The sequence below is a fragment of the Paracnuella aquatica genome (assembly GCF_003332885.2).
GTDB lineage: Bacteria > Bacteroidota > Bacteroidia > Chitinophagales > Chitinophagaceae > Flavisolibacter > Flavisolibacter aquaticus.
The window spans coordinates 42,262-62,042 of the sequence record NZ_QOWJ01000010.1 but is presented as its reverse complement, the minus strand read 5'-3'; the positions used below and the strand labels follow the sequence as shown (position 1 = coordinate 62,042).

The 19,781-nt window shown below is 51.5% G+C and carries 16 protein-coding genes; 6 read left to right on the top strand and 10 right to left on the bottom strand.

Going from position 1 to position 19,781, the window contains the following annotated elements; genetic code table 11:
• Positions 1 to 198: 198 nt before the first annotated feature.
• The gene (locus tag DRJ53_RS14290; RefSeq protein ID WP_114236333.1) at positions 199 to 1,290 is read right to left on the bottom strand and encodes an anhydro-N-acetylmuramic acid kinase; all 1,092 of its coding nucleotides are present in this window, start codon (positions 1,288 to 1,290) and stop codon (positions 199 to 201) included.
• A 431-nt stretch (positions 1,291 to 1,721) separates the two neighbouring features.
• Between DRJ53_RS14290 and upp the strand changes: the two genes are divergently transcribed.
• Together upp and DRJ53_RS14280 are read left to right on the top strand one after the other, a co-directional pair.
• Complete coding sequence (gene upp, locus DRJ53_RS14285) at positions 1,722 to 2,372, top strand: uracil phosphoribosyltransferase (RefSeq protein ID WP_114236332.1); 651 nt, start codon at positions 1,722 to 1,724, stop codon at positions 2,370 to 2,372.
• A 90-nt stretch (positions 2,373 to 2,462) separates the two neighbouring features.
• Positions 2,463 to 3,476 (top strand): PorP/SprF family type IX secretion system membrane protein, encoded by a 1,014-nt coding sequence (locus tag DRJ53_RS14280; RefSeq protein WP_114236331.1) that lies wholly within the window; start codon positions 2,463 to 2,465, stop codon positions 3,474 to 3,476.
• A gap of 192 nt (positions 3,477 to 3,668) precedes the next feature.
• On the opposite strand, the gene DRJ53_RS14275 is transcribed toward DRJ53_RS14280, so the two are convergent.
• Positions 3,669 to 5,087: an SLC13 family permease gene (locus DRJ53_RS14275; protein WP_114236330.1), complete on the bottom strand. Its 1,419-nt coding sequence runs from the start codon at positions 5,085 to 5,087 to the stop codon at positions 3,669 to 3,671.
• A 317-nt stretch (positions 5,088 to 5,404) separates the two neighbouring features.
• Here DRJ53_RS14275 and DRJ53_RS14270 point away from each other — a divergent pair, with 317 nt between their 5' ends.
• On the top strand, positions 5,405 to 7,789 hold the full coding sequence (locus DRJ53_RS14270; protein WP_114236329.1) for a T9SS type A sorting domain-containing protein: 2,385 nt from the start codon (positions 5,405 to 5,407) through the stop codon (positions 7,787 to 7,789).
• A 320-nt stretch (positions 7,790 to 8,109) separates the two neighbouring features.
• Here the strand turns inward: DRJ53_RS14270 and DRJ53_RS14265 are convergent, their stop codons facing one another.
• Positions 8,110 to 8,757 (bottom strand): DNA-3-methyladenine glycosylase, encoded by a 648-nt coding sequence (locus DRJ53_RS14265; RefSeq protein ID WP_241558557.1) that lies wholly within the window; start codon positions 8,755 to 8,757, stop codon positions 8,110 to 8,112.
• 143 nt (positions 8,758 to 8,900) lie between these two features.
• Here DRJ53_RS14265 and DRJ53_RS14260 point away from each other — a divergent pair, with 143 nt between their 5' ends.
• Both DRJ53_RS14260 and DRJ53_RS14255 read left to right on the top strand, forming a co-directional pair.
• Complete coding sequence (locus DRJ53_RS14260) at positions 8,901 to 9,659, top strand: EI24 domain-containing protein (RefSeq protein WP_114236327.1); 759 nt, start codon at positions 8,901 to 8,903, stop codon at positions 9,657 to 9,659.
• Between the two features lie 157 nt (positions 9,660 to 9,816).
• Entirely contained in the window at positions 9,817 to 10,515 is a 699-nt protein-coding gene (locus tag DRJ53_RS14255; RefSeq protein WP_114236326.1) for an SAM-dependent methyltransferase, read from the top strand.
• 194 nt (positions 10,516 to 10,709) lie between these two features.
• Here the strand turns inward: DRJ53_RS14255 and DRJ53_RS14250 are convergent, their stop codons facing one another.
• Entirely contained in the window at positions 10,710 to 11,135 is a 426-nt protein-coding gene (locus DRJ53_RS14250) for a hypothetical protein (RefSeq protein WP_114236325.1), read from the bottom strand.
• Positions 11,136 to 11,334: 199 nt separating this feature from the next.
• Complete coding sequence (locus DRJ53_RS14245; protein WP_114236324.1) at positions 11,335 to 12,717, bottom strand: M20/M25/M40 family metallo-hydrolase; 1,383 nt, start codon at positions 12,715 to 12,717, stop codon at positions 11,335 to 11,337.
• A 221-nt stretch (positions 12,718 to 12,938) separates the two neighbouring features.
• Here DRJ53_RS14245 and bshA point away from each other — a divergent pair, with 221 nt between their 5' ends.
• Positions 12,939 to 14,072, top strand: coding sequence for an N-acetyl-alpha-D-glucosaminyl L-malate synthase BshA (gene bshA / locus DRJ53_RS14240; RefSeq protein WP_114236417.1), 1,134 nt, complete (start codon positions 12,939 to 12,941; stop codon positions 14,070 to 14,072).
• Positions 14,073 to 14,627: 555 nt separating this feature from the next.
• On the opposite strand, the gene DRJ53_RS14235 is transcribed toward bshA, so the two are convergent.
• The 5 genes from DRJ53_RS14235 to porV all read right to left on the bottom strand — a co-directional run bounded on the left by DRJ53_RS14235 (position 14,628) and on the right by porV (position 19,245).
• The gene (locus DRJ53_RS14235) at positions 14,628 to 16,010 is read right to left on the bottom strand and encodes a murein hydrolase activator EnvC family protein (RefSeq protein WP_114236323.1); all 1,383 of its coding nucleotides are present in this window, start codon (positions 16,008 to 16,010) and stop codon (positions 14,628 to 14,630) included.
• 50 nt (positions 16,011 to 16,060) lie between these two features.
• A complete protein-coding gene (lolB1, locus tag DRJ53_RS14230; RefSeq protein WP_114236322.1) occupies positions 16,061 to 16,873 on the bottom strand; it encodes a lipoprotein insertase outer membrane protein LolB1 in 813 nt (270 codons plus the stop codon).
• A 4-nt stretch (positions 16,874 to 16,877) separates the two neighbouring features.
• On the bottom strand, positions 16,878 to 17,318 hold the full coding sequence (gene dut, locus DRJ53_RS14225) for a dUTP diphosphatase (RefSeq protein WP_114236321.1): 441 nt from the start codon (positions 17,316 to 17,318) through the stop codon (positions 16,878 to 16,880).
• A 161-nt stretch (positions 17,319 to 17,479) separates the two neighbouring features.
• On the bottom strand, positions 17,480 to 17,956 hold the full coding sequence (ispF, locus tag DRJ53_RS14220) for a 2-C-methyl-D-erythritol 2,4-cyclodiphosphate synthase (protein ID WP_114236320.1): 477 nt from the start codon (positions 17,954 to 17,956) through the stop codon (positions 17,480 to 17,482).
• A 122-nt stretch (positions 17,957 to 18,078) separates the two neighbouring features.
• The gene (gene porV / locus DRJ53_RS14215; protein ID WP_114236319.1) at positions 18,079 to 19,245 is read right to left on the bottom strand and encodes a type IX secretion system outer membrane channel protein PorV; all 1,167 of its coding nucleotides are present in this window, start codon (positions 19,243 to 19,245) and stop codon (positions 18,079 to 18,081) included.
• Positions 19,246 to 19,781: the final 536 nt, after the last annotated feature.

The following is a 19,781-nucleotide window of genomic DNA, read 5'->3' as shown; positions in this document are numbered from 1 at the left end:
TTTAAATACAAATCCTTTCAAAGGGCCGCGGCCCGTTAGCGGCCGAAGCAGCAGTTATGGGTGTAAACACAAACTTTATAGCCTTCAACCTCAGCGGTGCAACACCAGTGATATATATTCAGACACCACCAGCGGCAAAAATGCTGTTTGAGCGGCAAAAATTTTCTGAACAGGAGCGTCAGGTTGTTATATAGAACGCTAGGCTTCCTGGCCAATCCACACCGCGCCGCCGATCGAATCGCGGCTGGCACCAGTAACCGAAGCCAGCACCGTGGCCTCCTGCCGCCAGCGCAGCACGCCCAGCAAGGCCATGACCAAGGCTTCTTTAAAATTGACCACGTTGGATTCCGGCACCATTACTTCTATACCCAGCGGTTGCAGGGCATTGGCTAGTTCGGACACCAAAAAATCGTTGAACGCACCGCCGCCGGTAACCAGCATTTTACTGCCCTGCGGCTGTTGGCCCCCTCCCTGTACTGCCCGCACCACCTGGGCCACCACATGGGCCACATAGGTACGCAAAGCATCCTGCACAGGCAAGCCCGCCGACACCACCATGGGCAACACCACATCGGTTCCAAAAGTATTGGCCAGGGATTTGGGCGCCGGCAGCGCATAATATTCCAAGGCATCCAGTTGGGTCAGTAAGGCATCAGCTATGCCGCCGGATGCAGCAAGGGCACCACCAGCGTCAAACTCCTGGCCCGCTGTTTGGGCCAGCCCGTTCAACACGCGGTTGGCTGGGCAAATGTCAAATGCAGTGTACTCGCCACCCTTATTTACCGTGAGGTTGGCAATGCCGCCAATATTGAGCAGGAGGTTATAATCGGAAAAAAGAAGTTTTTCGCCCATGGGTACAATGGGTGCACCCTGCCCGCCAAAGGCCACATCCAGGGCCCGCAGGTCGCTCACCACCGGCAGCCCGGTTGCGGCGGCAATGGCAGCGCCATCGCCCAACTGGCCCGTCATGCGCTGGGCCGGCAAGTGAAAAGTGGTGTGTCCATGCGAGGCGACCAAAGCCACCTGGTAGTGCAGGTTGTGCGCCTCGATGAACTGGTTGACGGCTGCGCCTAAATAATGGCCGTAAGCGGTATGCAACAACTGGTAATCAATGGCCGAAAGCTTCGGTGCATCCTGAAGCTGTTGCTGCCAGTGTGCATCGTACGGATAAGTTTCAGCGGCTATTATTTCAAAACTCCATTTGCCGCCATTTACATGCAGTTCGGTAAAGACAATATCCAGCCCGTCGAGTGAAGAGCCACTCATCAAACCAATGACTTTATACACCATGCCGCGAAGATAAGCGTAGGTGGGAAGTTGGGAGATGACAGTTAACGGATGGGAGTTGATAGTTGACAGTTGATAGTTATGAGTCGGGAGTTTTAGTGAGTAAATTGCTTTAGCGGGCTGTTGAGCAATGTGAAGCGTCATTGCGCGGCGCGGCGGCAGTAATGTAGTTAGGGAAAAGTGGTGCGCCGAAGCAATCTCCAATACTATCAGCCCGTTCAAACCACTTGGGCAAATGGGGGATTGCTTCGGCGCGGGAAACCCATTTACCTACAATGCCACCGCTGCGCCTCGCAATGACGGATGGGCCAAAGCATTTCAGCAATAGCACCATACCGCTATCAACTACCAACTGCCAACTCCCATCTGTCAACTCCAATCCTCCAACTGCCAACTATCCCTTAGCTTTGCCGCCGGGAAAAATCGCCAACATCATGATCATTAACTTAAGCAGGGAACATTCGCTGGTAAGCAACTGGATGGCAGAGTTGCGGGACGTGCAGGTACAAACCGACCGGATGCGGTTTCGCCGCAACCTCGAACGCATTGGCGAAGTGGCTGCTTTTGAGATCAGCAAACGCCTGGCTTACGAAGAGCGGGAAGTGCAAACACCCATGGGCACGGCCCTGTGCCACACCCTGTCCGAACAGCCTGTGCTGGCCACCGTGCTCCGTGCAGGTATGCCGCTGCACCAGGGCTTGCTTAATTATTTTGACAAAGCCGACAACGCTTTTATTTCGGCTTACCGCAAACACAATGCGGACGGCGATTTTGAAATTGCCATCGAATACCTCTCTTCTCCCGAGATTGAAAACCGCATCCTGATCGTTTCGGATCCCATGCTGGCCACTGGCGCCTCGCTGGCCAAAGCGGTGCAGTACCTGCAAGAGGAAGGCGATCCTAAAAGCATTCATATCGTTTGCGCCATTGCCTGCTCTGTAGGCATTGAGTATGTGCGGCGCCAAGTGCCGCTGGCCACCATCTGGTGCGGCGCCATCGACGATGAGCTAACTGCAAAGGGCTATATTGTTCCGGGCCTGGGCGATGCCGGCGACCTGGCGTTTGGCGCTAAAATACAGGCATAGAACGAGTTCCTGCCCTCCACACATCTATTTTCGTTTTTTGGTACCGTTCTTTTTTTCGTACTTTGAAACTTCCTAACTCTTGTGCGAAAAATGAATAAGCTTTTAACCGTAATCTCGCTGTGTTTGCTGGGCCTGTGTGCATCGGCACAAGACCCAAACTTTTCACAGTTCTTTGCCTCACCCCTCACACTAAACCCTGCACTTACCGGTAAATTTAATGGCGACCTGCGTGTGGCGGCCAACTACCGCAACCAGTGGCCTACCATCAATAATGCATTTACCACCTACACGGCTTCAATCGATGCGGGCATTTTAAAAAACCGCATTCCCGAGATCGACCAGTTTGGCGTGGGCCTGCTGGCGTTTCAGGACCAAAGCGGCAACGGCATTTTAAAAAACACGTTCCTCGGCATTTCTACCGCTTATCACAAAGGGTTGGATGAAGATGGATACCACCAACTGGGCGTGGGCTTCCAGGGTACTTTTGTAAACAAACGCCTCGACATTACCAGCCTCAAGTTTGAAGACCAGCTTACCTCGCTGGGTTTTACCGGTGTAACCAATGAAGTTTTTTCGGCGCAGCAAATAAATGTGGCTTATGTAGATGTAAACGCGGGCATTTTGTACAACGGCACTACCAACGGCCTCAACAACATGTACGCCGGCGTATCGATGTACCACATCAACCGGCCCAAGGAATCGTTCCGCGGCGGCAACTACCTGCTGGAGCCGCGCATTACATTCCAGGCGGGTTATATGCACCCCATTGAAGGCGGATTGGATGCCCTGCATTTCAGTGCCAACCATAGCCGCCAGGCCAATGCCACCAACACCGTGTTTGGCGGTGCGTACATGATGAACCTGAACGCCGATCCCACCAACCCTACCAACCTGTACCTGGGTACCTGGTACCGCGTAGGCGACTCGTTTATCCCTTACGTGGGCCTGCAGTTTGGCGAGTTTCACCTGGGCGCCACTTACGATGTAAATACCTCAAAACTGAAACCAGCCTCCAACATGCGGGGCGGCTCGGAAATATCACTCATCTACATCCGTCAGCACCGCGACCCGAATGCACGGAAGCTGAATTGCCCGACGTTCTAAGAAGACCGAAGTTGGAAGTCCGAAGTCGGAAGACGAGAGGCAAGAGGCAAGAGACAGCCGAAAGAAATTTGATTTGATTTTACAATAAAGAGTCCTCCAGGTTTTGAAAGCCGTCGCTTTCAAAACCTGGAGGACTTTTCAATTCTGCACACTTCCTCTTCCGACTTCCGACCTCGGACTTCCGACTCCTCCCTACATCACCAACGGCAGCACGTACCAACAAAACAGTGTGATGAGGAAAATGGAGATCAGGTTCATCACCAGGCCCACGCGGGTCATTTGGTGCAGTTTAATATAGCCGCTGGCAAATACAATAGCGTTGGGTGGCGTGCCCATGGGCAGCATCGAAGCACAGGAGGCGGCAAGCGTCATGGGGATGCCCAACAGGTAAGGATTTATGTGCAGCGCATCAGCCAGTGCCGATACCACCGGTGCAAATACAATTACCTGCGCCACATTACTCATTACTTCGCTCAAAAAAACAGAAATCAGCGTAACAAGCAAAACCAACAGCAGTCCGTTGCCGGCAAACTGCGCAAACCAGGCGCCCAACTGTTCGATCAGCCCAGCCCGCTCCAACGCACCGGCCAGCGCAATGCCGCCGCCAAATAGCAGCAAAATGCCCCAGGCCATGTTGCGGGTATCGCTCCACTCCAGCAGCGCGGTTCCTTTCCCCGACGGCAGCGCAAACAGGAGGATGGCGCCGCCAATGGCAATCATATTGTCGTCGAGTTTTACCGCCCCGGTTTTATTGATCAGGTCTTTGGTGATCCACAAAAAAGCAGTGAGGGCAAACACACCAAGCACCCGCTTTTCGGCTACCGTCATGTTGCCCAGTTTCGCCAGTTCGCCCTGGATCACGCCGCTGGTTTGCACACTTGCTTTCAGCCCATTAGGGTATAGCCATTTTACCATTACCACATACAGCAGCAACAGCAGCACAATGGCCAGCGGCATACACAACATCATCCAGTTGAAAAACCCTGGGCCGGCGCCGTATTTTTTTTGCATATAAGCTGCATACGCCACGTTGGGCGGCGTGCCAATGATGGTGGCGATGCCGCCAAAATTGGAGGCCAATGCAATGGCCAGCATCATGGTGAGGGCAAAATGGTCCATGCGGCCTTCGGGCTTTTGCTCGTCGAGCACCTGGATGACCGAAAGGGCAATGGGAAACATCATCATGGTGGTGGCCGTGTTGCTCAGCCACATGGAAATGCCGCCGGTAGCCAGGATAAAACCCAGCACGATGCGGTTACCGCTGGTGCCGGTAAGGCGCACAATATTGAGGGCAATACGGCGGTGCAGGTTCCATTTTTCAATAGCCAGCCCAATCATAAAACCACCCATGAATAAAAAGATCACCGGATTGGCAAATGATGTGGCCGTGGTATCGAGCGGCGCTATGCCCAGCAGCGGAAACAACACCAGCGGCAACAGGGCCACTACCGCCATGGGCAACGATTCGGTGAGCCACAACGCCACCATTAATACGCCAATGGCAATTACGCGGTTGGCATCGGCCGCTGCGCCAAAGGGGTTCCATAAATAAAATGCAAGGGACAGTAATACCGAAGAAACAATAAAAACAAGGGGCCTTCCTTTTTTCATGCAGGCAAACGATCTGGTAAAAGATTACAATATATTTCGCCTGCTCCGGGCCAAAAAATTTGTTTTCGCATAACCATGCGCCGCAGCCAATCCCGCTATAATTGCCTAACGGTAAAATGCAACAGACAGCCTACCGTTTAAGCAGCTCAACGACCCTCAAAGACTGAAAACAAAAGCTATAAATATTACAAAAAACGCTTGCACGTTCAACAGTTTTTATTGTACATTGTATCAACCATTGAAGCTCCTGCCCTAGCCTGCCTGCCCTATTCTTTTCAGCCGTCTATTTATTTCTTCACCCAATACCGCTAACGTTTATGAAAAGAATCTTCTACTTTTTACTGCCAGCATTTTTGATCTTTTGTATTCCCTCATTTGCCCAACAACTTAAGAAAGCCGACCTGCAGGCGGTGTATGGCGAAAATGCCATCCGCAAAAAAACATTTGCCACACAGCAGGCCCGCACCATGGATGCTACCCGCCCCCCGGTAATGCGCACACCCATACGCTACAAAATGGAATACCGGAAGTTTAAGAAGTTCAAACCCGGTGGCGTTGAAAAAAACATGGGCGATGATGCCGAAGAAAGCCTGTCGCGGGCCGAGGCCGCCGATGACAGAGATGAAGCAGACGATGCCGCCGAAGATGATGTACCACCCAATGTATGGTCCAACTACCTGGCGGCCTCTTTTGAAGAAGCACCTTATATGACCCCGCCGGACCCCAACGGCGCCGTAAGCGGCAGCCAGGTGGTGGTGGCCACCAATGCCAGCATCAAAGTGTTTGAAAAACGAAGCGTAACCGAAAAGGCAATGACTACGCCAAAAGGCACATCGCGCAAACATGCACCGGAAGAAATCTTTATGCTGCTGGATGATTTTTTTGCACCGGCGCTACCTGCAGGCAGCTATGCAGTGGACCCGCATGTACGGTTCGACCGGCTTACCCGCCGCTGGTTTTTCAGTGCGATGGAGGTAAACGCGCAGCAAGCCAACAACTACATTATGCTGGCGGTAAGCGATGCCGAGCGGCTCGATGAGTCGACCAGCTTTTTGTACTACCGGTTTCGTGCAGGCGCCGTTATTCCTTACAACCCGGCAGCGCCCTTGGCGCCCTTTCTCGATTTTCCGCGCATGGGCGTAGACCGCAATGCAGTGGTGATCGGTGGTGTAAACTTTTTTAGCCCCAATGGTTTTACGGTTGACTCGGTTCAGTTTGTCGGTTTTTTACTGGATAAACGCAGGCTGACCCGCGGACAACTGGTGATCTATGGATTAAAACTGGGTGGCATTTCCAACGTCACGTTTACCGGTGGCGGCATGTTTGTACCGCAGGGCGTACACAACGACGACCCGGCTGCTTCGCAAAGCTTTTTCGCCGGCCTCTCGGTAACCACAGATGCGCTATCGCTGGCTTCTATTTCATTCAATGCATCTGGCATACCCACCGGCGGAACGGTTGGCGAACTGCCGGTACAGCCGTTTAATTTTCCACGCGATGTAACGGCCATTGGCAGCCCTATGCCCATTGATGCACTGGATGGAAGATTGCTGGTGGCCAATATTCATAAAAATAAAATTACCGGCACCAGCAGCTTGTGGACGGCCCATGCCATTGGCGTAAACCGTGCCGGGGGTTTTGTACCCGATGATGCGTATGTTGCCGAAGCCCGCACTGCATCGCGATGGTATGAAGTCGGTAATATCTATTCCCGTCCTTCCATCAGCCAGTACGGTACGGTGCACGATGACAAGCCCAGTGGCCGGCGGGCCATACAGTATTTCAACCCCAGCATCATGGCTAACGGCCAGGGACATGCGCTATTGGGCGGAACTACCGCAGCATTTAACAAACGACTCAATGTATTTGTGGCGGACCGCTTTGCCGGCGATGCCGCGGGAACCACCAATGCACCCATGCGGGCAACCAACACTAAAGCGCTGTATGCATTGGTGTATGGAAACTATATTGGCCGCTGGGGCGACTACAGCCAAACGGTGGTAGACCCCGACGACGACCAAACGCTATGGACCTTCCAGGAATATACCAATGTGGATGATAGCTACGGCACCCGGGCCGTGCAGCTAAAAGCGCCGCCTCCTGCCACACCCATGCCGCTGGGGCTCATCTCAAGCAGGCGGGATACGGTGATAACTATTAAAGGACTATCCATTGACCGGTCGGGATTTTTTGACCCTGGCGCAGATAGAAACGGGCCGGGCTACAAGAGGCTTTCGGTAAAATCGACCGGCGGCATACCGGTGAGCAACGTTATGTTTATCAGCCCCACCGAAATAAAAGTACGCCTCAACACCCGCAACAAAGCTGCCGGCACTTACACCCTCATCATCACCAACCCCGATGGTCAGGTAGTGACCACCAATTATCACATTACACCGCAGGCCATTCCGGGCAGCGATGCCAATTCGGAGTTGCTTAAAGCAATCAATTCGGTTAAGGTTACGCCCAACCCAACCAATGGTGCATTCAAGCTGCAGTTTCAGTCGCCGGTAAATTTTACAGGCAAGGCATTGGTGATGGATGTGAATGGCAAACAATTATTGCAACAGCCACTGAACGTTGTTGTGGGCTACAACGAAATCTCCATTTCGCTGGCTGATTTTACCGACGGTGCCTACATTGTTGCCATATTCGATACCTCGGGAATATTAGTGGCTACACAGGTAGTGATCAAACAATAAAGTTTTGAAGTAGCACATAAAAACTCAAAACAACCTTATACAACAACACTGTACTGAACCTTTGCATTTGGTTCAGTACAGTGTTGTTTTTTTATGGAAAACGCCAAGCTTATGTTGGCAAAAGATTGGCGTCGCGATAAAAAATGGGCTACTTTTTATACCCTATTGCTATCGAGTAATGTTCTTGAACTTTAGGGTTGCCATGCCGAACTTGTTTCGGCATCTCCTACATTTCGCGGAGTTTATCTCAGCACAAGGGGATGCCGAAACAAGTTCGGCATGACAGCTCTCAAAAGCCCATTACTGCAAACTACAAGTCCTCAACACGATCCAACATCCGGAACTTTCTTACCACTCACAAACGGGTTGCCCCGAACCAAAAACCGGTACGGAAGCAACGCATCCTCAGCGGCATAAGCCACACCAATGCGGGGCGTGGTAATGATGTCTTTTTCGCCAATCAAAAAACCGTCACTGCCAATAAACATTTCATCACTGTGCAGCGACCAGCCCGTTTGTGATGTATGAAGACCCATGGCCTTGCCTACATTGCCCGGCCCACGGGTAAGTGAATGATCCAGTACTTTCTTGCCGGTACGCCGCAGCATTACATCCACGCCAACAAGCGGCTCCACTGCACGGATCAATATGGCATGCGGCATGCCTTCGGTGTTGGTAACAATATTGAACATCTGGTGCAATCCATAACACAGGTACACATACGCCACGCCGCCGGCGCCATACATTACAGCAGTGCGGGGCGTGCGGCCGCGGTATGCATGCGATGCACGATCCACTTCGCCGGCATAAGCTTCTGTTTCCACAATGCGGCCTGCAGTAAGTTCGCCATTCCATGCCGTAACCAGCACTTTGCCCAGCAGCTCGCGGGCTATATACTCCACATCGTGCCGCAGGTAAAAAGGGAGCGGAAGTTTGGGCAGGTTCATTATATCCAATGGAGCCATCATTATTTATGCTGCGCAATTTAAATACCCAATGGCTGTTATATACAGAATAGTTGTGGTCCGCTGACGTGGCGCATTCCTTTGATGTGCAAATGCCTGCAGCCATACTGTTTTGTTTTTGATATATTTAGCCCAAAACTTAGTATTTGCTCAAAGAAATCGTTATCGCCATTCAGTCGTATGCACAGGCCCACAGGTTCATTAAAGAGCACCGGTTGTGGAAGTGGATCCTTATTCCGGGTATTGTGTATGCATTGCTGTTTGTAACGGGCATGTACTTTTTTTGGCACTCGGCCAACGATGCCGTAACGCTGCTTAGCCGCAGCATTGGGCTGGAGCGCTGGCTGCAGGAGCAAAGCAGCGAGATCCTGAGTTTTTTGTTTGTAATGGCCGGCATAGGGCTGCGGCTTATTTTGGTGTTCTTTTATTTTTCCTTGTTTAAATACCTGTTCCTCATCATCGGTTCGCCCTTGTTTGCTTACCTCAGCGAAAAAACAGAAAGCATACTCGAAGGCCGCGATTTTCCTTTTTCGTTCAAGCAATTACTGAAAGACAGTTGGCGCGGATCGGTAATGGCGCTGCGCAACGCTTTGTGGCAAACGGTGTATGCGGTGTCGTTGCTGTTGTTGTCGCTGGTGCCGCTGGCCGGCTGGATCGCACCCATCATTGCCTTGTTCGTTGAGTGCTATTATTACGGCTTTTCGATGATCGATTACAGCTGCGAACGGGCCAAGCTTTCCATGACTGCTTCCATTGATTTTATTGGCCGCCACCGCGGGCTGGCCATTGGCAACGGCGCTGTATTTTACCTCATGCACGGCGTGCCCGTTGTGGGCTGGGTGCTGGCGCCTGCTTATGCCGTAGTGGCCGCTACACTGAGTTTGCACGCAGTGGATAAAGCCTGAAAGGATTTACGATTTGGGAGTTTGGATTGACGATTTTTGCAACATTGTGGTGTGTTCGTCAAACGTGAAACGTCAATCGTGAATGGTGAATGCTTTTATAACGGCGTCAGCTACAATCGTAAATCCCAAATCGTAAATCGTAAATCGTAAATCGCATATGTCTGCAATTGTATACCTGATTCCAACCGTGCTGCACGAAGGCCAGACTGATTGTTTGCCGCAATACCTGTTGCCGCATATACAACAATGCAGTGCGTTTTTTGTGGAGCAGGAGCGCACTGCCCGCCGCTTTCTGAAGTTGTTGTGGAAAGAAATGGTGATTGATGATTATGCATGGCACAACATGCAGGAAGTAACACCCGATGTTCGTAATTCATTGGTGCAGGCCATCAAAACGGGCAAAACCATCGGCATCATCAGCGAGGCCGGCTGCCCCGGCGTAGCCGATCCCGGGCAGGCATTGGTAGCCATAGCACAGGAAATGGGTGCAGTGGTAAAACCTTTGGTAGGCCCGTCTTCTATTTTGCTGGCCCTGATGGCCAGCGGCATGAACGGCCAGCGGTTTCAATTTGTAGGCTACCTGCCCATCGATGTGGCGCAGCGCTCCAAAATGATCAAAGAACTGGAAGCTGAATCAAGACAGCGGGGCACCACGCAAATTTTTATTGAAACCCCTTACCGCAACAACCAGTTGCTGGAAACACTCACCAAACTGCTGGCGCCGCAAACAAAAATTTGCGTAGCGGTAGATCTTACCGCACCTACTGAAAACGTACAAACCAAAACCGCGCAACAGTGGAAAGCAGCCACGCCGAAACTGCACAAGCGGCCCGCGATTTTTTTAATTGGTGTGTAGGAAAAGGAACGCTCCGGCATTACAAATACATACCTAACTTTTCAGGTTGTCATGCCGACGCATGTCGGCATCTCCTGATCCATCAAGCAAATTGCAATGCGTACACGACCAGCAAATGCAGCACGTTAAACGATTGAATTAGCTATATAAACAAGAGAGCGGGTGTTGATCACACCCGCTCTCTTCATGAAGCCCTAATTAGGATTGTTTTGCTCCACCGATACAACACTGTCTACAAGGTATGGTGTTTCGCCGCGCCAAAACAGTGCCCCATTTTTTTCTTTGTAATGCACCGTTACTTCCTTGCCCTGCAGGTTCATCAGCTTGTTGGCAACACCTTCATCAGCTACAGAAAAAAAGAATTTTTCCGAAGCCAGCGCAATGTTGTTGTTCGACCGCACCGAACTCAGGATCATTTCACCTTCATAAGTTTTAAACAAGTTGCCTTTGTGCGAAAACTTCTGCAACAAGCCATAGCGGTTGCCGCTGCTGTAGGTATAAAAATATTTCCAGTAAAAGAAAATGCCCAGTCCAAGAATAATGAGCAGGAATATGGTGGAAAAAATACGGCGGGCCGCACGGCCTGCCCTACTATAATCCCGCGCCGGTGCAGATTGCATATGGTTTGTGTTTGGTTAAACTAAGTTACAAATACGTTGAAGGTTTGAGGTTTAATGTTTAAGGTTATATGGGTTCCATTCGTTCAATTGATTCAATGCTGTTCACTGAGTTTTTCCATTGCAACAATTGAACCTATCAAACTCATTGAACAAGTTAAAGAACCTTAAACATTAAACCTTAAACTTCAAACTCCTCTGCTTACAGCCCGTGCTGGTCCACCAGGTATATCAGTGCGGCCATGTTCAAAGCGCCCAGTTCCAGCTCTCGTTTATTCACCGCTTCAAATACATCGTTGCGGGCATGGTGCACATCAAAATAACGCTGCGAGTCGGGCTGCAAACCGGCCACCGGCGTGCCTTGTGTGCGGTTGAGCGGGCCAATATCGGCGCCACCGCCGCCCAGGCTCCACTCCGATGCACCGTAGGGTGCCACCAGGCTTTGCCACTCCTGCACTTTTGCCCACTTATCGTTGGTAATGGTAAAACCAAAACCGCGGGGTGTAAATCCACCGGCGTCGCTTTCCAGCGCAAAAATGTGTTTTTCTCCTTTGGTCTGTGCTTCCTCGGCATACTTGGTGCCGCCGCGCAGCCCGTTTTCTTCGTTGGCAAACAACACAAAACGAATGGTGCGTTTGGGCTGGTAACCCAATGCTTTAAATGCCCGCAATATCTCGATGGTTTGCACGCAACCGGCGCCATCGTCGTGTGCACCTTCGCAGTTGTCCCAGCTATCAAGGTGGCCGCCAACGGTTATGTATTCGTTGGGAAATTCAGTGCCTTTTAGTTCACCAATCACGTTGTGGCCAATAGTGTCGGGCAAAAAGCGGCCGTTGGTGCGCATGGCTACATTGAACGGTGCTTTGGCCAGCTGGCTGCTCATCCAGTCGGCATCGCGGAGGCCAATGGCAAGGGCCGGAATTTTCGCATAAGCACTATCGTAACGCATACCGCCGGTGTGCGGGTGATTGTCGACGCTATGGCTTAAGCTGCGCACAATAACGCCCACTGCACCGTATTTGGCAGCGCGGCTGGCGCCGGTGCTGCGGTAGGTATTAGCATCGCTATAGGCCTGGAATGTTTTTACAAAAGTTGGATTAAAAGCATAGTTGTAAAAAACGATCTTTCCCCGCACCAAATCCTTTTTGGCTTCGAGGTCATCGAACGATTTGATTTCAATAACCGGTGCAGTGAGCCGCCCGTTGGAGCCCAGCGAGTTGCCCAGTGCCACCACATCGAGCATGCGTGCACCGCGCCGGGCACCGTTGGCCAGCGGCACGTTCAGGGCCGTAGCTTCGTCTTTACCACCACGCACCCAATGCGGCACCATACACTCCTGCAGCCAGGCCTTTTCGGCACCGGCCTGCTGCACTGCTTTCAGGCCCCATTTTTCGGCCTGCACCATTTGCGGCGAGCCGGCCAGTCGGCCACCAATTCCTTTGGTCAGCACCCGCAGGTTTTCGTAGGCGCGGCTGTTGTGCAGCACTTCGTTGGCCAAGCGGCTCAGAAAAACGGAATCTTTGTTTTGGGCAAAAGACATAAAAGAAGCACTGCATAGTGCCAGGGAAAAAAGTATTCGCTTCATGTGAAAGTGTAATCAGCTTTAAAAGTAAAGATTCCGCCTGTACAATAATTTAATGATGGGCCGGAAACTGGGCCTACTTTTGCAGCGAAGCCTAATGTTGCCTGACCAATAGCGTGCAGGAAGATGAATGGAGCGTCGCAAGCAAAGCTTCACCGGAGCGCTGCAGCCGGCAACAAAAATGGCAGCATTTATTCACGTTATTCAAACAATCATCAACACTTATGCGCATCGGCATAGTTTGTTATCCTACCTACGGCGGCAGCGGCGTACTGGCAACGGAGCTGGGCAAAGCGCTGGCCGGCAAAGGCCATCATGTGCACTTTATTACGTACCAGCAACCCGTGCGGCTGAATGTGTTTGTGCCCAATATTTTTTACCACGAAGTGCAGGTGCCCACTTATCCCTTGTTTGATTACCCGCCCTACGAAACGGCGCTGGCCAGCACGCTGGTGGATGTGATCAAAAACAACCACCTGCAATTGCTGCATGTGCACTACGCCATTCCGCATGCATCGGCGGCGTACATGGCTAAAAAAATTCTGGAGCAGGATGGCATCGACATACCTGTTATTACTACCCTGCACGGTACCGATATTACGCTGGTGGGTAAAGACAAAACCTACGCACCAGTGGTGGCTTTTTCCATCAACCAGAGCGATGCCATTACCGCAGTATCGAAAAACCTGTGCGATGAAACGTTCCGCACCTTTAATATTAAAAAGCCCATTGAGGTGATCCACAACTTTGTGGATGTGGAGCGCTTTGCCCGCAAGCCCATTGATGCTTTTAAAAAAGTAATTGCGCCCAACGGCGAACGGGTGCTGCTGCATGCATCGAACTTCAGGCGCATCAAGCGGGTGCAGGATGTAGTGCTGATCTTTAACGAGGTGCGTAAAAAAATACCAAGCAAACTGCTGTTTGTGGGTGATGGTCCGGACCGGCCCGTGGCCGAGGACCTGGGCCGCCGCCTGGGTATTTGCGATGATATCCGCTTTGTGGGCAAGCAGGAGCAAATGGAAGACATCCTGGCCATTGCCGACTTGTTTTTGCTGACGTCGGATTACGAGAGTTTTGGCTTGGCGGCACTGGAAGCCATGGCGGCCGGCGTGCCCGTGGTGACCACCAATGCAGGCGGGCTGCCCGAAGTGATTGAAGAAGGCGTGACGGGCTACATGGCCAATATTGGCGATGTGGATACGCTGGCTGCTAAAGCCATTTCTATTTTAACCGACGACGAAACGCTGCAGCAGTTCAAGCAGGGCGCTTCGGCACATGCCCGCAAGTTCGATATCCACAACATTGTGCCGCTGTATGAAGCGCTGTATGAGCGGTTTTTGGAAAAGGCAGTGGTGTAGGGAGGAAGTTGGTAGTTGGTAGTTGGGAGTTGCCAGTTGGGAGTTGATAGTTGGCAGTCGGGAGTACAGAGTTAGGAGTTTATAATTTGTTGTTTGGGAGTTGTTGTTTTTGCAAAAGCTGTGTTTTTACAACCCTGCTGCTTTGGCGACAGTGGCCGTCATTGCGAGGCGCAGCGGTGGTTTTGTAGTTGAGTAAATGATGTGCGCCGAAGCAATCTCCTAAAGTGAATTAGAAAACTTGCAAATCGGCCGGTGCTTTTCGCTTTAGTGCAGGGGATTGCTTCGGCGCACCAGGTGCATTTTTATTATTAGCCGCTGTTGCGCCTCGCAATGACGGGTAAGTGATTCGAAGTTGGTGGATAAGAAATAAAGAAGCCTAAAGCGAATGCATAGCCGAAAATATAAAACTCAATAAAATAGATAAGCCGCTCATTGAGCGGCTTATCTATTTTATTGAGTTGATCAGGAAAACACCTGATCTATATTTCTGTCAACTATCAACTGTCAACTATTATCTCCCTACTATCATCCACCATCTATCATCCATCATCCCTCCTACCTTAGCCACGGCTCCGGGTTCACGTTCTTGCTTTCCACCATCAGCAGCAGGTCAATCTGTCCGCCAGCGCCATCTTCGGCGGGGCCCGAGCGGCCAATTACCTGGCCGGTTTTAATGGCCATGCCTTTGCTCACTGTGGCCGATGAAAGGTTGCTGTACACCGTAAAGTATTTACCATGGCGCACCATCACCGTCATGCCATCGCCCAGGTTGGCTACGGAGCTTACCTCGCCATCAAATATCGCTTTTACCGAGGCGCCTGCCGATGGCGTACCAATGGTGATGCCCGGGTTATCGAATGTAAGGGAGCCTACTTTTGAAGTGCCAAACGGAATGCTCACCACGCCATTGTCAACCGGCCAGGGCAGCTTGCCGCGGTTGTTGGCAAAACCTGCGTTTAGCGCCACGTCTTTTTCGTTCAGATCGAGGTAGCTTTTTACCGGCTTGCTCGGTGTGGCCTTCACCACCGGTTCCTCTTCTTCCACAGCCGGGGCTGGTGTGGCAGCGGCGGTGCCGGTATTTTTGCGGGCTTCAGCGGCTTTGTTAGCGGCGGCTTTATCGGCAGCCACTTTTGCGGCACGTTCCTTTGCCAGGCGTTCTTTTTCAGCAGCTACGCGGCGCCGTTCTTCCTCCTCGGCACGTTTGCGGGCCGCTTCAATTTCGCGGCGCACCACGGCGGCAATGGCGCCTTTCAGCTGCTGGTCGCGTTTGCGTTTTTCGGCCAGCTGTTTCGACAGGCTCGACTCCTGCGACCGCAGTTTGTTGGCCACTACATCAGTTTCTTTTTTCTGCTCGGCCAGCACTTGTTGTTGCTTTGTTTGGTTGGCCAGGGCTGCATTTTTTTCGTTCTTTTTACCCAGCAACAGGTTTTTGCGGTCTTCGATCTGGTGCTGCGTTTGCACAATTTCATCTACCTGCTGCTGGCGGTAGCCACGGTAGCTTTTCAGGTATTTTACCCGCTTCAATGCATCGTTGAAAGAAGATGCAGAAAAAATAAAGTTCAGGTAATCGTAGTTGCTGCGGTTTTTATAAGCATAGGTTACGCTGCGGGCATACTGCTGGCGCAGGGTATCCAGCTGGCGTTGCAGCCGGTTGATCTCCAGGGTGCTGAGGTAAATTTCATCATTCACCACCTTTATTTCCTTACTGATGTTGTTGATGTACTGGTTTTGCAGGGCCAGCTTTTTTTGCAAAATGGCCAGTTGGCCCAGGGTTTCTTTGCGCTGTCCTTTTACTTTGGTGTATTGCGATTGTATTTCGCTGATTTCTTTTTGAATGGCGGCACGTTCCCGCTCCATGCGGCTACGGTCGGCCACTACCTGCCCAAAGGAGGTAACGGCTACAAAAAGAAAAAACAGCAAAGCACTCCATTTCTTCATTCAAAAACATTTACAAGGTTCACTACTAACGGCGCAGCCCCGCTTAAATTTTATGGCTGCTTGAAATTCTTTGGAACCGAGAAAGGAAAACTTACTTCCTCGTTGAATGTGTACTGCTTAAAATCCAGTGCGATGTCCAGCTTTTTCTTTTCCACCACGGTAATGCGGCGCTTGGTAGCAAAGCGGCGCCCGGTGCGGCTTTCATAATCGCTGTAGCCCAGTTCGGCAGTGCGGCTGCGCGACATATTGGCGTCATCGAGCTTAATGCGCTGCAGCGAAAAATCGGCAGCAGCCACATTCAATAATGTTTTAAACCATTGGCCCAAAGTAACCAGCGAAAGTGCATCTGCACTGCGGCTAAACGAAACCACGTTGCTGTCTACAAACACCGGGTTGCCAATCAGCAGGTCCTGCACGGTGCGTAAATCCAAAGGCAGTGCCGTTACCTCCTGCAGGTAATCGATGCGTCGGGCGGTGTACACTTTATTTTGCTTATCAAGCACTTTTACCGAATCGGCGGTAATGAGCATGCGCAACGCCTCAATGCCCAGGATGGCATTTACCGAAACCCAAAGCGCACTGTCGCGTACCATCCGCATATTAGCATTGAGGTCGTAACGTTTGCCATCGGCATCGCGGTAGTCTACATTTACTTTTGCCGAAAACGTTTTGAAATCAATGCGGCCGGAGTCCAGCGTACGAAATACCTGGCGCACCTGCCGGGCCGAGTCGCTTTCGGCCACCGGAGCCACTACGGTGGTTGCGGTGGTATCTTTTTGCGAAATGGCCGTTTGTATTTTTCGCGTGGAGCGGCACGAAACCAGGAGTGCCGCCATACCGCAAATGCATAAAATGCGCATCATAAGTTTATTTTTTTCCCGTAGAACCAAAGCCGCCGGCAGCCCGTTCTGTTGGTGATAAAATTTCTTCTTCCTGCCACTGCACCTGCTCCACGGCTTGCACCACCAGTTGGGCAATGCGGTCGCCGTTGTGGATGGTTTGTGGCTCGGCCGACAGGTTGATGAGAATAGCATTAATCTCGCCACGATAATCGCTGTCGATGGTGCCCGGCGAATTGAGGCAGGTAATACCCTGCCTGATGGCCAGCCCGCTGCGTGGCCGCACCTGCGCCTCGTAGCCCTGTGGCAGTTCAATAAAAATGCCGGTGGGCACCAGGGCCCGCTCCAGCGGGCCCAACTCAATAGGCTCCTGCAGGTGTGCCCGCAGGTCCATACCGGCAGCGCCGGCAGTGGCATAATGAGGCAACGGGTTGCCGGATCGGTTGATGATTTTTACGTTCAGGGGCATTGCGCCAAAGATAGGGTGATCGAGTTCGGGTTTGCCTGTTCGCGGGTGGCGGGTTCGTTAAAAGTTCACAGGTTCACAAGTTCACAAGTTATAACCTCACGCAGTTTTCAAACAACTGCCCTTTCAACCAACTTGTGCACCCGTGAACGTTCAAACTGTTCCTACCCTTCCAGCAGCGCCGTGGCATAGGCCACCAGTCCCTCTTTGCGGCCTACAAAACCCATTTGCTCGGTGGTGGTGGCTTTTATGGAAACATCTTTTTCCCTAATGCCCAAAATGCCGGCAATAGCTTGTTGCATCTGCGGTACAAAGGGTTTGATTTTAGGTTCCTGCAAACAAAGCGTAGAATCAACGTTCACTACGCGGTACCCTTCTTTTTGAATCAGGTCGGCAGTGCGCTGCAGCAGTATTTTGGAATCAATGTCTTTATAATCGGCGCTGGTGTCGGGGAAATGAACACCAATATCGCCCAGTGCGGCGGCACCCAGTATGGCATCGCAAATGGCATGCAGCAGCACATCGGCATCACTGTGGCCAATGCCGCCCTTGTCGTGCGGAATGTGTACGCCGCCGATCATCAGGTTACGGCCTTCGCCCAGTTGGTGAAAATCAACGCCTAATCCAATTCTGAATCCCATGTCTCTTTGTTTTGCGCAAAGAAAGGCCAGTTATCGGGTTAAGTAAAAAGTAAAAAGCCAAAAACAGAAAGAGGCCCCGTGTAAACAGGACCTCTTTCGGTTTTTGACTTGTACGTTTTGCCTTATTCTGCGGCTTCGCCATCCAGGTCAAACACCAGCGAAAAACGCAGCGTGTTCGACAGCGGGTTCTGGTTTACACCCGAGCCCGTAGGCAGCAGGTACGAAAAGTTGAGGCCAAACACATTGTATTTTACGCCAACGCCGGCTGTAAGGTAGCGGCGGTTGCCTTTGGTTTTGTCTTCGTAAAAATAACCGGCACGCACCGCAAACTGGTTGTTGTACATATACTCGGCACCCAGCGATGCAGAAAACTCACGCAGCTCTTCGCTCATGCCGCCCGGCGCATCGCCAAACGATGAAACCCAGGAGCTAACCGTGCTTTTGCGGCGGTAAGCGGTGTAAGCGGCATTGTCCACAGCCGGGTCGCCGGTTACCGCCGGTGGCGTAGGCACCAGCAGTTTGTTTACATCCACACCAAATGAGATCTTGTTGGTCTCGTCAATCACCTTGGTATAAAAAGTTCCCAGGCCCAGGTTCGATGGGATAAAGTCGCGCTGATCGGTATTGTCGGTATAACCAATTTTCGAACCCAGGTTTTGCAGTGCTGCGCCAAATGCCCAGCCGTCGCCCAGTTCGTCGGTATTGTTATAGTAAAATCCAAGGTCGGCGGCTACAGCGCTACCGGCTTTGTAATTGCCACCACCGGCAGCGGGGCCAGTGGCCAGCGCCGAGTTGATGTACTTAATGCCCACACCCAAACCAATCTGGTCGGAAAGGCGGCGTGAGTAACCGAAATCAATACCGAATTCGCGGGGTGTGTTGGAGCCCAGCGAGTTGCCCAGTTGGTCGGTAAACTGTATGTTGCCTAGGCTGAAATAGCGGAGCGAACCGGAAATGGCCTGCAGGTCATCGAGTTTATAAAAAGCCGATGCCGATGCCATGTACACATCGTTCACCAGATTTTTGAGCCAAGGCGTGTAGGTTACGTTTACACCGGCACGCTGGGTATTGAAAGGCACTTTGCCCAAATTGAAAAAAGAAGAAGCCGCATCGGCGCTGGTAGCCACGCCCAGGTCGCCCATACCGCCGGCACGGGCATCAGGCGAAATACGCAAAAACGGAACGGCAGTGGTTACAATATTGATTCTTTCCTGAGCTTTCACAGAGTGGGCAGCTCCCGCAATCAAAAGTGAACATAGCGCGGCAGCCTTCAGAGCAGTTGATCTCATTTTTAAAGCGATTGTCATGAGGAAGAGTTGGCGAAATTATAGGGTTTTAAAATGCGGCAGGTAAAATAATGCATGCAGCAACTTCCGGGTTTGCTCCAGCCTCAACAAGCCGGCAACTGACCCCGCACAGGATACTCTGGATTTTACTTTGCCAAGTTGCCCTCTTCAACGGCAGCCGCACTTTTTTATTGTTTTGTTAAAGAAAAAATATGTTTCCTCAACCAAATCAACGGCTTCACGTTTTGGGCAGCTGTAACAAACCAAAATCGAACGCTCCGCTGAGCAACTGGCATCCGAACGGCTTGTTCTAAAACAGCTGCGTAGAAAGCCCATCAGTGCAAACACTTATATGGCAGAAAAAAGGCTTGTATTTTCTCCTTAAAGACAGCTCATTTATTCACAGCACACCGCCATTCATCAACATTTTCAGGGGTCGCATTAAAGATTTTAGCCAAACTGATTATATTCGCCGGGCGATGTCCCTAATTTTTGTTTTGGGCCACAATAAAGGGCAAAACCTGCCGTTTATTTCACTA